General features: G+C 60.1%; 14 protein-coding genes, 1 tRNA gene and 1 pseudogene. 10 read left to right on the forward strand and 6 right to left on the reverse strand.

What is annotated here, in order from left to right; all coding sequences use genetic code 11:
- Positions 1-150: 150 nt before the first annotated feature.
- Together SO180_RS40865 and SO180_RS40870 are read right to left on the reverse strand one after the other, a co-directional pair.
- The gene (locus tag SO180_RS40865) at positions 151-291 is read right to left on the reverse strand and encodes a hypothetical protein (RefSeq protein ID WP_449384441.1); all 141 of its coding nucleotides are present in this window, start codon (positions 289-291) and stop codon (positions 151-153) included.
- Positions 292-734: 443 nt separating this feature from the next.
- Complete coding sequence (locus tag SO180_RS40870) at positions 735-1,271, reverse strand: hypothetical protein (protein WP_449384442.1); 537 nt, start codon at positions 1,269-1,271, stop codon at positions 735-737.
- A gap of 570 nt (positions 1,272-1,841) precedes the next feature.
- On the opposite strand from SO180_RS40870, the gene SO180_RS40875 reads away from it, so the two are divergent.
- The 7 genes and pseudogenes from SO180_RS40875 to greA all read left to right on the forward strand — a co-directional run bounded on the left by SO180_RS40875 (position 1,842) and on the right by greA (position 5,815).
- Positions 1,842-2,030 carry a hypothetical protein gene (locus SO180_RS40875; protein ID WP_449384443.1) on the forward strand — a complete coding sequence of 63 codons (189 nt, stop codon included), beginning with the start codon at positions 1,842-1,844 and terminating at the stop codon, positions 2,028-2,030.
- A 317-nt stretch (positions 2,031-2,347) separates the two neighbouring features.
- Entirely contained in the window at positions 2,348-2,590 is a 243-nt protein-coding gene (locus SO180_RS40880) for a hypothetical protein (protein ID WP_449384444.1), read from the forward strand.
- Between the two features lie 47 nt (positions 2,591-2,637).
- Positions 2,638-2,736, forward strand: a pseudogene (locus SO180_RS40885) (helix-turn-helix domain-containing protein); the annotation flags it as partial.
- Positions 2,737-3,175: 439 nt separating this feature from the next.
- Positions 3,176-3,625 carry an Hsp20 family protein gene (locus tag SO180_RS40890; protein ID WP_449384445.1) on the forward strand — a complete coding sequence of 150 codons (450 nt, stop codon included), beginning with the start codon at positions 3,176-3,178 and terminating at the stop codon, positions 3,623-3,625.
- Positions 3,626-3,703: 78 nt separating this feature from the next.
- Entirely contained in the window at positions 3,704-4,201 is a 498-nt protein-coding gene (locus tag SO180_RS40895; RefSeq protein WP_449384446.1) for an Hsp20/alpha crystallin family protein, read from the forward strand.
- Positions 4,202-4,283: 82 nt separating this feature from the next.
- Positions 4,284-4,799, forward strand: coding sequence for a hypothetical protein (locus tag SO180_RS40900; protein WP_449384447.1), 516 nt, complete (start codon positions 4,284-4,286; stop codon positions 4,797-4,799).
- Positions 4,800-5,317: 518 nt separating this feature from the next.
- Positions 5,318-5,815, forward strand: a complete 498-nt coding sequence (gene greA / locus SO180_RS40905) for a transcription elongation factor GreA (protein ID WP_449384448.1) — start codon at positions 5,318-5,320, stop codon at positions 5,813-5,815.
- A gap of 724 nt (positions 5,816-6,539) precedes the next feature.
- Here greA and SO180_RS40910 read toward each other — a convergent pair.
- From SO180_RS40910 to SO180_RS40920, 3 genes are all read right to left on the reverse strand, one after another.
- Positions 6,540-6,614: transfer RNA gene (locus SO180_RS40910), tRNA-Val, on the reverse strand.
- Positions 6,615-6,771: 157 nt separating this feature from the next.
- Entirely contained in the window at positions 6,772-8,070 is a 1,299-nt protein-coding gene (locus tag SO180_RS40915; protein WP_449384449.1) for a coiled-coil domain-containing protein, read from the reverse strand.
- A 291-nt stretch (positions 8,071-8,361) separates the two neighbouring features.
- The gene (locus SO180_RS40920) at positions 8,362-8,967 is read right to left on the reverse strand and encodes a DUF1134 domain-containing protein (protein ID WP_449384450.1); all 606 of its coding nucleotides are present in this window, start codon (positions 8,965-8,967) and stop codon (positions 8,362-8,364) included.
- Between the two features lie 138 nt (positions 8,968-9,105).
- Between SO180_RS40920 and SO180_RS40925 the strand changes: the two genes are divergently transcribed.
- Positions 9,106-9,591, forward strand: coding sequence for a YHS domain-containing (seleno)protein (locus SO180_RS40925; protein WP_449384453.1), 486 nt, complete (start codon positions 9,106-9,108; stop codon positions 9,589-9,591).
- Here SO180_RS40925 and SO180_RS40930 read toward each other — a convergent pair.
- Positions 9,581-10,414, reverse strand: coding sequence for a 3'(2'),5'-bisphosphate nucleotidase CysQ family protein (locus SO180_RS40930; protein WP_449384451.1), 834 nt, complete (start codon positions 10,412-10,414; stop codon positions 9,581-9,583). The genes SO180_RS40925 and SO180_RS40930 overlap by 11 nt on opposite strands.
- 170 nt (positions 10,415-10,584) lie before the next feature.
- On the opposite strand from SO180_RS40930, the gene chpT reads away from it, so the two are divergent.
- Together chpT and SO180_RS40940 are read left to right on the forward strand one after the other, a co-directional pair.
- Positions 10,585-11,238, forward strand: coding sequence for a histidine phosphotransferase ChpT (chpT, locus tag SO180_RS40935; RefSeq protein ID WP_449384452.1), 654 nt, complete (start codon positions 10,585-10,587; stop codon positions 11,236-11,238).
- A gap of 185 nt (positions 11,239-11,423) precedes the next feature.
- The coding region (locus SO180_RS40940) for an Hpt domain-containing protein (protein WP_232577507.1) at positions 11,424-11,569 on the forward strand (146 nt) is incomplete at its 3' end.

Below are 11,569 nucleotides of genomic sequence, written 5' to 3' on the forward strand. Positions count from 1 at the left end.
CCGAACCTGATCACGATCACTGGAATCCGTGATCACCATCGTCTGGAATCACTGATCACCATCCCTGGAATACGCAGTTCGACCGGACAGTCGCGCTTGGCATGGGAAAATAGGTGAATACCCGCATTGAGAGGTGGAACAAAAGACCCATCAAAGCGAGCCAACCTGAATGATTGCCGCGTTCTGATCATCGAGGACGAGTAATTTCTGGGCAATGACCTCGCCAAAGCGTTTCGGTCGCTCGGCGCTCGCGTGATCGGACCACTCGCCGAACTCAACGATGCGAGCCACCAGGCAAGACGGTTTCGATGGCAAGGTGATTGATATCAGCCTGCGCGGGGAATGTGCTTATCCGGTCGCGGACGAACGTGCTGCGTTCCCGGCAGGCCTCTTGCGCTCATCAACAAAAGGCGCTCTCCCGCTCTGGCCACATTCGTCGCTTCAACTGCCGTTTTCTTCAGCTGAGACTATCAGGGTGTAACTTTCCCATGAGTGAGATTGTGTCGGGTTCGATGCGCGTCTTGAGCGTCGCCCGTCAGTCGTGAATAGCCGGTCAGGCCTTACGACGTGGCTACGTCGGCGGAAACGGAATGGGTCGCGCTATCGAGCCTGAAGCGCGTGATGGGCTCCCTGCCTTGACTTCATATTGATCGGCAAGCCTCAAGAGGCGTTGCTTGGTAAACGGACAATAAGGAGTAGGGGTTTTCTTCGTGACCGAAGATAGGGTTGCGCCCTCAGGCGGCTTTTCGTTTTCCCTCCGGATGACGATGAAGAGTTTTTGAAGGGGAGGGGAAACGCGTGAATCGCCCCCCGCTACCCCACGCATGACCCACTATTATGGTGGGCCTGCGGAAAGACCTCCCCGCCGATAACATACCACTGAGTACGAGCCTTTCGATATCGCGCAGGTAGACGATCCTGCGATGTGAACAGCTCCTGCTCTCGCGAACCGCCGAACAACGAATCCTTGTCCTTCCGGTCGCGTCACGATCGTGAATCGACGCAATTCGAAGCTGTTCATCATTCTTCAACTTGTCTTCCCATCCACCCTTCATTGTCCCGTCCTGTCTCGCGAGCAGTTGGACCTTCGCAGCAACGGGCTTCACATTCTTTGGCAATTCCTGCTCAGCCTCATCGGGCGCGTTGTTATCAAGCGATGAGGTAACCACGTCGGCATCGAGTGGCGTAACGCTTAGCTCATCACTCACGAGCGCGCGGAATTGCTTCTTGCATGCGATTTTCTCGCCCAACTGCACGTCGGCGTCGTTCACGTCCCAGACAAGTTCATTTTGGTCGTGCCGGAGGACGGCTTGGAGTTGTCCTGCCACGTGTCTGGCCGAAAGAAAATCGCATGGGGGTAGCGTTCGACTAGGATCGGTCGAACCGCTCGATTGGCCCGACTACGTTTGTTAGTCAGCCCCGTAAATATCCCAAGTGCTTGGGCTCGGCAGATCGGGTAGCGCTCAGCTATGCGAAGCGGCGAGCAACGACCAATCTGCGAGAAGTGCGAGCGCGAGATGACTCGCGTTGGCAAACTGCCGCCGGTCGGTAATCGTGAGGCTGTTGTGGTCTATCGGTGCGTTCCTTGTAAGCGAATAGCCTCCATCCCTCCGGCTCAGTAGTTCTACGGAGTACCGGTCGTTGTATGCTCAAACGTCATTTTTCATGAGCTTTTTCGAATGAATATCAAAGCCGTTATGGCAAGGATTATCGAAGCTGAGCTACTGGCACGCGGCGTACATTCGCTGGCGCCGTCCGATTGCGAACAGATCGTGGAGCGGATGGTAGAGCAAATCTGCGAACTAGAACCGAAGCTAGGCGCGAGATAAGAACGACGAGCCGTGAGCGGCTGGAAGCGTCCGTTTGACGATCCGATAGCATTGCCCAACGGCACGCAGTTACCTAAGCGCGAACACGACGCGCCGGAATGGTTGGTAGCGATTGAAGCGCTGATGCTTGTTGCTGAGAAGGGCGGCCCGACAATGTTTTGCCCGCATCGCATTCAAGCGCGCGTTGAATCACGGGAATAAGGCCGATCGGCGGAAGAGGCAGGCGAAGGCATACAGGGTTGGTGCGATCATCGCCGCTACACCTACGTCCTTACCTATGTGATTTCGAGCAGACATTGAGCAAGAAGCGTCTTCTCGCGCTCTGATCGAAACCAATAATTGCGGTCACGGCCGGGATCGGGGCGGCTTTTTTGAGCCGACGTGAATTGCTTCACACTGATTTCTGGGACCGATCCTAAAATCGTGGCGCGCAATGACGCGCTCCTCGCTAAGGAACTAGGAATCCATTTGCCGGGCCGCTGTTGTGCGGCTAACTCTGCTTCAGCAGGGGACGGTAAATGCAAACGAAGGCGCGCGAGTACATTGATTTTTGGGTCGAGAACAGCATTCACGCCGCTGAGCAGTACGGAACTCCCGGCTCTTCGCAGGACGTGAGCGAATTAGTCGGTCGTCTTATCGAAGGGGCGAAGGAGCAAGGCATTTCCCAAAAAGCTATGGAGAAAGAGGTCGGTGGCTTGACGGACTATGTCCGTGACAAACTCGCGACTGCGAACAAAGTCGAGAAGGATCGCCGCGAGTGAGCTAGAACGGGATTGTTCGACGATAGTCAAGCCGAAAAGCGGCCCGTGCATTGCTTGGGTGGTCACAAGCTTATCTAGCGCAGGGCTGCAAAATGCACCGCAACACGCTAGCCGATCTTGAAGGCGGCAAACGTTGTTCGTCGTGATGAATGAGCTCAGCAACGCCGGAATGAATTCACCGAAACTGGCGTTCAACTTCGGAAGCGCCGTCCCGCGTGTCAAAAAGTAGCGCTCAACCTAAGGTAGTCAATTTTGGATGCCGATCCCCCGGCTTAGGGGGCAATGTTGCAGGTCGAATGACAGGAGACCACCGCAGCTAATGCGCGTCGTCAGCGAGGCCAAAGCACGGCCGCCGGGGCCTTGCTTCTTGAGCCGAAACCTAAAATTAACCGCGCAGATTCCGCAAAAAAATTTTTGCGGAGCTCTTGAAATGGACCCCGGTTTTTCTAATTCGTTTTTTGCCGCTTGCGGGCGGTGCCGGGCGCCAGCTTTTGGGACCGGCGGACTGAACAGGGCGCCAGACAGGGTCCTGAACTGATGTCTTGCGCGCCTTCGTATCCATCTTGCTCTTAGGAGGACTTGGCTATGAGGACTTACGATTTTGCTCCCCTGTGGCGTTCGACCATTGGCTTCGATCGCCTTTTCGATCTCCTCGACGAAACCCAGCACAGAATGGAGGATAACTACCCGCCCTACAACATCGAGCGGCTGGGCGAAGATCGCTACCAGATATCCTTGGCGCTGGCTGGTTTCAGCCCGGATGAGATCGCCGTGACCGCCGAGCAGAACGTGCTCACGGTGGAAGGTGGCAAGAGCGATAAGGACCAGCACGAGTACCTCTACCAGGGTATCTCGGCCCGACCGTTCAAGCGGCAGTTCAACCTTGCCGATTACGTGCAGGTGAAGACCGCGACGTTCGACAACGGTCTGCTGCGGGTCGAGCTCGTCCGCGAAATCCCCGAAGCCCTGAAGCCCCGGCGCATTGCAATCGACGGTGGCGCTTCAGCCAGGCAAATCATGCAGAAGGCGGCCTGAGCCGCGTCTTGCCTGATCGTGTCACGCGCGGGCAGCATCCGCCCACGCATCAATAGGCTTCATGTCAAGGAGGATACCATGGGTGTTCGTGACCTTATTCCACGGACGAAAGGCCAGCAGCTCTCGACCGGACAGGAGGCTTTCGATCCGTTCTTCACGCTTCATCGCGAGATGAACCGGCTGTTCGACGACGTCTTTCGCGGAGTCGGTTCGTTCGGACGATCGGCCAATCCGCTGACGGAAGGCCAGTTCGGCTGGCCCCGGCTCGAACTCAGCGAAACCGATAAGGTTATGACTGTTTCCGCTGAACTGCCGGGTCTCAGCGAAAAGGACGTTCAGGTTGAAATCGCCAACGGCGTTCTTTCTATCCGCGGCGAGAAGAAGGTCGAGCGAAGCGACGAATCGAAATTCGTCAGCGAGCGGTATTACGGATCGTTCCAACGTCAGATACCGCTGGAGGACATTGAAGAAGACAAGGCCCAAGCAGATTTCAAGAATGGCGTCCTGACTGTGACGATCCCGAAGTCAGAGCAGTCAAATCGCAACGTCAAACGCATAGCTATCAACACTAACTGACGCCGAAGGCGGCGGCGTCTCGCCGCCGCCCCAAACCCATAGCAACTCGTCTCTCGACGAAAGGAGCAAATGGAGACAAGAAATGAGCGAGGCTGATCGTATTGCCAAGTGTGCTGATTCCTTCCATCCCGTATTCCACTACGATTCCCCGGACAGCGTATTGAACGATGCCGAACTTTCGACAGACGAGAAGCGAGTGATCCTCTCGTCCTGGGCGTCGGATATGTACGTCGTCGAATCCCACCCAGCGCTTCGTGAAATCCCCGCTATCCCACACAGACTGCGTTTGGACGACATCCTCGCGGCACTCAAGCAATTGGACGACGAGAATGATCCGCCGCCTCGTGGTGGGATGGCCATGCGGGTGTCTCGTTTGAATAGCCTCGATTGCGGCTGTTTCGACAAGCCGCAGCCTTCCATCGGAGGGCGGGCCGCCACGATACCGTATCGATCGACTCAACCTTCACGCCCGCACGGTCATCCGCGGTGGACGCGCGAGGCGAATGTGAGGCGATATCGCAAGCTTCTCAACACACAGCTGACCGATATTGAACGCAACTTCATACAGCGACGGCTAGCCGAAGAGTTGCAGGCTTAATTAGTCGTCAAGGGCCAACTCGAACCGAGTTGATCGGAGATGTCTGCGATCGATGAAAGCCCCAGCGAGATCAGATCAGTGCGAAACGACATTTGGCGTGGTCGCAGGCTGCTTCAGGCCGATCTGTCCGATGCTGAGCGAGCAATCATTGACAAACGGCTGCTTGAACAGCGGCGAACTTTTGAATTGCTGTTAGCCTCTACGTTCCCTTTAGCGTTGAAGCTCTGAAGCAGTTCGGGGAAACTATAAACCACCACGCCAGGAGGAATTAGGTATGACTGCAGGCTCGTTAGCTCAGGTCAAGATGGGCACGGAAGCGCTTGCTCTTTGTGTGGCCGGTGTCTTGTGCGAACGCGATCCATCTCTGTTGGCCGCCTTTCGAGAAAGAGTACAAATGCTCAGTCGCGTCCTCGAAGATCGCGGAGACCATGAAGCGGCGGCAATGGTTAGCGCATTTGGGAGAACGTTGGTCGATCCCGCATTCAGGTGTCTCCCGAACTAGTCGGTGCAAAAATCCAATGACAAGATTTCCTGTAACCGCTGCAGGTCATGTTGCCCTCGAAGAGGAGTTGAGGCACCGCATTCGAGTCGCGAGACCTTGCCTTGTTCAGAGAATCCAGCAGTCGATTTCCGACGAGGCCAACCTGATTGAAAACTCGGAATACCAGGCTGCGCTCGCGGAGCAAAAACTTAATGAGGCTCGAATCGCCGACTTGGAAGACAAGCTCGCGCGCGCCGAAATCGTCGACGTATCGAAGCTTTCCGGCGATACGATAAAGTTTGGCGCCACAGTGACGCTGATTGATGACGACACCGGTGAGAAGCGGATCTGGCAGATCGTCGGTGAGCCCGAGGCCGAAGCGAAGGAGGGCCGGATTTCAGTGACTTCACCGATCGCTAGGGCTCTGATCGGCAAGACCAAAGGCACGACGGTACTCGTCGAAGCCCCGGGTGGCGCGAAGGCTTACACTGTCCGGAAGGTGGAGTGGTTCGAGGACAAGCGAAAGAAACGATAGCTGGTGTGATGGCAAAGCTCCATCTAACGATGCTTATGCGACACGCTGTAGGCAAATTAGGACGGCCACCATGCCGACTAGCGCTCACTACAATCAGCTCCCAGCCAGTGAGGAAGAACGGAACTACCTCAATCGTTGATCCGTGAAGACTTCGAGCGATGCCATCCCGGTGAGACGCTTGAAGACTTTAAGCGGCGAGCCTCATTTTCGAAGGAGGACAGGGGACTGCTGCGCGACTGGATGGCAATCGCGGCGCGACGCGCCGCGGCTGATCAGGCCAAGCGACTGACCTCAACGGCGTAGGGGTACCGCCGGTTGGCTTGGAGTCTGGGAGGCGGGCACCTCCTCGTCTCGGGAGACGTGTTGAAGTCGTGTGGCGGGTTTGTTGCCTGCCTAGCAACCTTTGGCGTTGGTACAAAAGGGCGGTACCCAGCGCACGTCCTGCTCTAGTCCGCCGGCTCCGAGACGAAGAGGGGGCCTTTTCGGCGATCGGCGAGGCCCTCGGTCGCTGGCGCGGCCCGCAGCCTTTGGCGAGGAAGCGATTTCGAGTCGACCGGGTTCAATAGCAACTGCACCGGTCGCATTCGTTCGCGCGGGGCCGATGGCAGAAAGCGGGCGATCAAATCAGCCATCAGCGGACGTCTGTGCCCCGGCTGTACCCTGAGATTTCCGGGGCACAGATGATGGGAGACGGCAAGGTAAATTGTTGATTTTGTTGCGTTTTTGGTGGGCGCACAAGGGATCGAACCTTGGACCTCTCCCGTGTGAAGGGAACGCTCTCCCGCTGAGCTATGCGCCCGGGACCATTGTGCCGGCCAGGCGGTTGGCCGACCGGCACGTCAGAGCCCGCGATTTAGAAGTGCGGGCCAAAGGTGTCAAGTTTTCAGGCGCCGTCGCGTCGGAAAACTGTCCGTAAACCTCGCAAATCCGCTGCGAAGGTTGGAATTCCGGCGGTTTCACGCCCCCTGCTGGCGGGCGCGGGAGGCGTGGGCCTGAAGCGCGCGGATGCGCTCGGCGAGCGTGCCGCCGCCCTCGGGCAGGCTGGTCGCGGCCGCGCCGTTCGCGGTAGCGCCATTGGCCGGACGAGGGGCAGGCTTCGAGGCCTGGCCTGCTTCGGCCGCGAGCAGCGCCTCGATCGGCGAGTTCGGGCCTTCGAGCTGCATCGCGAGCTTGGCCACCTCGGCGGCGATATCGTTGATGCGCTCGCGCAGCAGCGCGTTCTCCATGCGCTCGGTCGCCCAGGAGCTCTCGGCCTGCTGCTGGATCGCGTTAATGTCGCGCTGCAGCTTGCCGCGCTCGTCGCGCGCGGCCTTGAGCTGCTCCTCGAGCGCAGCCTTCTCGCTGCGCAGCGCCTCCAGCGCCGGCGACTTGTTCCCGGCGCTCAGCCCGGCGATCTCGGTGCGCAGCTCCTTGATGGTGCGCTCGGCCGTCTCCTGGCCCTGGCGGAGCTGGTTGTTCTCATAGTCGCGCTCGGCGAGCAGCTTGCCTTGCGTTGCGAGCCGGCCCTCGAGATCGGTCACGCGGCCGGACAGCATCTCGGCCTCCTTGACCTGCACGATCAGCTGGCGGTCGAGGTCGGTGACGCGCTGGCTCAGATTCTCGACGCGCCCGCGCGCGTCCTGTAGCTCGCGCGAAGCGGTTTCGGACTCCGAGCGCTCCTGCGCCAGCCGCGCCTGTGTCGAGGCGAATTCCTTCTCGGCGTCGCCGACCCGATTTTTCAGTTGCTCGATCTGCGTACGCACCGTGACCAGCTCGACCTGGCGGCTTTCCGCCATCATCGAACGGTCGGAGAGCTCATGGTTGATCTTGGCGAGTTCGCCCTGCTTGTCGGTTAGCGCCTGCTCGGCGGTGCGCAGCGCCTCTGTCTTGGTGTTGAACTCCTCCTCGGTGGCGCGGAGCTGCTCCTTCACCGCCTTCTCGCGCGCCTCCAGCGCGAAGATCGTGGCGTTCTTCTCGCCAAGCTCGATCTTCATGCGGTTGATGGCATCGCTCTTCTTGCCGAGCTCGGCAAGCTGGCTCGTGGTCTTGTTCTTGAGCTGATCGACGCTCATCTCCAGCCGTCGCGCGGACATTGCGAATTCGGCGCGGAGCTGGTCCTTGTCGGCCTGGATCTCGGCCATCGACAGCGGCGTTGCCGCCTCGAGTCGGCGCGTGGTCAGGCGCACCGCGCGGTTATGCACGAGCGGCACGATCGCGAGCCCGCACAGCATCGAAAGCAGGAAACCGATCGCAAGGTACATGATCGGTTCGACCATGAGCCAGAACTCCCAGAGACAAGGAAAAATTTACCAAAGACCATGCCATGGCGGGCCGGCAAAAAGCCAGCCCCGGCCCGTCGTTAACGTGAATCGCTAACCGAAAAAGCTCGCAACGGCTCCATCCATCCCGCGCGCCGCGATGCTGAAGTCATGCTGCTGATTTGCCCGACGTGTCAAATGGTTCCGTAAGACGCGCAACGCATCGCGCCGGTGGTCACCCGCTACTTTGCATGGGGTTGTTTTCGATGTTTTTTGTCTGCCAGACGCCAAGGCCCCCGGGCGAATTCTCTAGAACGGGTTCCAGGTCGCGCGAGGGGTGTATTTCAGGTAGCCGATATTGGCCCCGAGTCGCAGGCCGATTCCGGACCGGATCGGCACCAGCACGATGTTGTTGGCGGTCAGCGCCGTCATGCCAAAGCCGCCGATGATGTAGGCGGAGCCGTCGATGCCGGCGAAGCGCTGGTAGATCGCGTTGGTGGCGGGCAGGTTGTAGACCAACGTCATGGTGCGGGCGCCGTCGCCGCCCCAGTCGAAGCCGAGCGAGGGTCCTTGCCAGAAGACCCTGAGGTCGCCGGCGTTCTTGGTGTAGAGCGTGCCTTCGCCATAGCGCAGGCCTGCGACGAAGGCGCCGGAACCTTCCTCGCCCAGGATGTAGCCGTTCGGCAGGCCCCATTGGCTGACCGCCTTCTCGATGATCGAGGCGAGCCCGCGCGAGACGTTGCCGAAGAAGCGGTGCCCGGCGTTCACCAGCTCGTCCGGCCCATAGGTGTTGGGCGTCGGGGTCCGCTGCGGCGGCGGCAGGTTGGGCGGCGGAGGCTGCTGTGCGGAGGCCGGCACGATCCAACCCACCAGCGCGGCGAGTGCGACCGCGGCGAGGCGTGATGCGAAAGTCATAAAAGAACCCCTGGTATCGAATCCGGTCGCACCCTTAACCTGACGCCAACAGGCGAGGGCTAGGGTTGCGCCGATGTCCCCTCGACTCGGATGTTATCCGCAGCAACTATGACGGCACAACGGCAGGAAGATAGCCCTCTGCGCCCCGGAATCGCCTTGATCGGCCCCTGGATCGCCGTTTTGGTCGGCCTTTGGTTCGCTTTTTACGGTCCGGCCGTCGAGGCCGCCACCACCGAGCGGATCGTGGTCAACCGCTTTTCCGGGGTGGCCATCGAGGGATTCGACCCCGTGGCCTATTTCGTCGACGGTGGGGCCGCTCTCGGCACGGCCGAGTTCGAGGCAAGCCTGTGGGGCGCGGTCTGGCGGTTTCGGAACGAGGGCAACCGGGCGGAGTTTTTGGCCCATCCCGAGGTCTATGGACCGCAGTTCGGCGGCTATGATCCCACCGATATCGCCCGCGGCGTCGTCATCGCCGGCAATCCCCGCTTTTTTGTGATCTCGGCCCAGCGGCTCTATCTGTTCAGCCGGGAGGACAGTCGCGACGCCTTTGCCGCCGATCCCGAGCGTTTCCTCTACGAAGTCGGCAAGCGCTGGCCCGCGCTCCAGGATCAGCTCAGCCAGTAACGTCGCAGGCACCCTGCGGGTCGCCCCAGGCGATGAACTCCGGCACGATGAAGCTTTCACGCCTCTCGCCGAACCGGATCTCGCCGCCCGTGCCGTCGGTGACCTTGCCGCCGGCGGCGGTGACCACGGCGCAGCCGGCGCCGACGTCCCATTCCGAGGTTGGGCCGAGGCGGGGATAGATGTCGGCGCTGCCTTCGGCGATGCGCCCGAACTTGACGGCCGACCCTGCCGTTTTCCTGACCGCACCGGGCCGGCCGGCAATGAAGGCTTCGCTCCGGGCATCACAATGCGAGCGGCTGACCGCGGCAACCCAGGGCTCGCCGGGCTTCGGCAGCTTTCGGCTCCGGATCGGCTCGGCAACGGCGATGATAGCGCCATTAAACGTCACGCGCTCCGCGCCGTGTCCGACGATGCCGCGCCAGAGCAAGCCAAGCGCGGGCGCGCTGACGATGCCGAGCAGCGGCACGCCGTCGGTGACGATGGCAAGATTGACTGTGAACTCGTCGCGGCCGGCGACGAACTCCTTGGTGCCATCAAGCGGATCGACCAGGAAGAAGCTGCCCTGAAACGGCGGCGTTGCAAGCTGGGCCCGCTCTTCCGACAGGGTCGGCGTGTCTGGCGCGAGCTGCAAAAGCCCCTCGCCGATGATGCGGTCGGCGGCGAGATCCGCTTCGGTGACCGGCGAGCCGTCCTGTTTGCCGTCGATCCGCATCGCGGCTCGATTGACGGCAAGGATCGCTTCGCCTGCCTTCAGCACCAGAGCAGTCAACGGCTCCATCAGGCCCAGGGCAGTCGGCCCATCAATGCGCCCCTTCACCTGCATGCCTCATTCATCGGCAACCTCTTTCGTCCCCAGTTGATTCGCGTCCTTAGGGCCGCTTCGAGCCTATCGCAAGCGCTAGCTGCAATGGGGGTGCGAATGTTAGAACCCGGGCCAATTTTAGGGCACGCGTGATTCGCCGCCGTTCGGCCGCGCAATTCCAGGAACCATCGATGTCTGGCACCTCGTCACCCGGTACCGCTACTGCTCCCGATATGCTCGAACTCGCGGCGCTTCTATGCTCGCGGGTCTGTCACGATCTCATCAGCCCTGTCGGCGCCATCGTCAACGGCCTCGAGGTGCTCGATGACGATCCCAAGCCTGAAGATCGTGAATTTGCGCTGGATCTGATCCGCAAGAGCGCCAAGACGGCATCGGCCCGGCTGCAATTCTGCCGGCTCGCTTTCGGCGCGGCCGGATCGTCCGGCGCGCAGATCGATCTCGGTGACGCGCAAAACATGGCGCGCGGCCACATCGAGGACGGCAAGTGCACGATCACCTGGAATCTGCCGCGGCTCTTGTTGCCGAAGAACCGCGTCAAGCTGCTGCTCAACATGCTCGTGATCGCGCAGCATACGATCCCGCGCGGCGGCATGCTGAAGGTCGATCCGATCGGCGACGGCGAGACCATGAGCTTTCGCGTCACCGCTACCGGACACAATGCGCGCCTGCCGCAGAACATCGCCGAACTCTTGAGCGGCGAGCGCGGACCCGCCGCGGACGCGCATGCGATCCAGCCTTATTATACGCGCCTGCTGGCGCAGGCCTGCGGGCTCACCGTGACGCTCGCGCCCGAGGGCGAGGCGATAACAGTTACGGCTTCGTAAACGGCATCCGCACGGCACTCGTTAATCAAAGCTTTATAGGGCGCTTCGAAACCTTCGGAGCGCCTTATCTCTTTGTTGGTTCCGTTCTTTTGCACTTACTCAACCAATATTAAACGCTTTGCGGTGAAGCTGGCCCCATTCTGAAAGGCGCACATGTGCGCCCTCCCTTATGAAGGCCTGTTTTCATGGATGATCTGTTGCGGGAGTTTTTGACGGAGACCAGCGAGAGCCTGGACACCGTCGACAATCAGCTTGTGAAGTTCGAGCAGGAGCCGAACAACGCCAAGATCCTGGATAACATCTTCCGCCTCGTCCACACCATCAAGGGCAC

This window comes from Bradyrhizobium sp. UFLA05-112 (assembly GCF_053572325.1).

Excerpts from the sequence above, each read along its gene's own strand:
- greA (WP_449384448.1), top strand. The coding sequence starts at position 5,318 with ATGACAAGATTTCCTGTAACCGCTGCAGGTCATGTTGCCCTCGAAGAG.
- SO180_RS40895 (WP_449384446.1), top strand. The coding sequence starts at position 3,704 with ATGGGTGTTCGTGACCTTATTCCACGGACGAAAGGCCAGCAGCTCTCG.
- SO180_RS40890 (WP_449384445.1), top strand. The coding sequence starts at position 3,176 with ATGAGGACTTACGATTTTGCTCCCCTGTGGCGTTCGACCATTGGCTTC.
- SO180_RS40920 (WP_449384450.1), bottom strand. The coding sequence starts at position 8,967 with ATGACTTTCGCATCACGCCTCGCCGCGGTCGCACTCGCCGCGCTGGTG.
- SO180_RS40930 (WP_449384451.1), bottom strand. The coding sequence starts at position 10,414 with ATGCAGGTGAAGGGGCGCATTGATGGGCCGACTGCCCTGGGCCTGATG.
- SO180_RS40900 (WP_449384447.1), top strand. The coding sequence starts at position 4,284 with ATGAGCGAGGCTGATCGTATTGCCAAGTGTGCTGATTCCTTCCATCCC.
- chpT (WP_449384452.1), top strand. The coding sequence starts at position 10,585 with ATGTCTGGCACCTCGTCACCCGGTACCGCTACTGCTCCCGATATGCTC.
- SO180_RS40880 (WP_449384444.1), top strand. The coding sequence starts at position 2,348 with ATGCAAACGAAGGCGCGCGAGTACATTGATTTTTGGGTCGAGAACAGC.
- SO180_RS40915 (WP_449384449.1), bottom strand. The coding sequence starts at position 8,070 with ATGGTCGAACCGATCATGTACCTTGCGATCGGTTTCCTGCTTTCGATG.